Below are 432 nucleotides of genomic sequence, written 5' to 3'. Positions count from 1 at the left end.
AGCTCCGCCAGCGCCGCCCTCGCCCGGGTCCGTGTGACCATGGCGAACTGGGCCACGTCCAGCACCGACGCGGGACCGAACCCTTCGAGGTAGCGCACGACCAGCGTCCGCAGGGACGCGGCCGACGCCTCCGCGTCCGTCCGTACGGGCCCGCCCGGCGGCGCGATGTACGCGGGCCGATGACCGAACGACCACGGCGGGGCGGTGGGCGCGTGGAGCAGCGGCGTGTACTGCCGCAGCCCCCACCACGCCCCGTCCTTCGGCGGCGCCCCCAGCCGCTCGCCCAGCCACGCCTCGCACTCGGCGTTGGTCCGGGGCCGGTCCGCGAACTCCAGCAACTGCGGCACCAGCGCGTCGGCGTCCTCGGCCGTCAGCCCGGAGGCGGTGAACCGGCTGCCCAGCCGGGAAGCGCGCACCACCGGATGCATGGCC

General features: G+C 76.4%; 1 protein-coding gene. It reads right to left on the bottom strand.

The window, feature by feature from the left end:
- Positions 1–432: DNA glycosylase AlkZ-like family protein (locus tag RNB18_RS52485; RefSeq protein WP_311721115.1), on the bottom strand; the 432-nt coding region annotated here is incomplete at both ends.

Origin of the sequence: Streptomyces doebereineriae (assembly GCF_031845645.1) — a bacterium.
Classification (GTDB): Bacteria; Actinomycetota; Actinomycetes; order Streptomycetales; family Streptomycetaceae; genus Streptomyces; species Streptomyces canus.
This window is presented reverse-complemented; position numbering and strand designations above follow the sequence as displayed.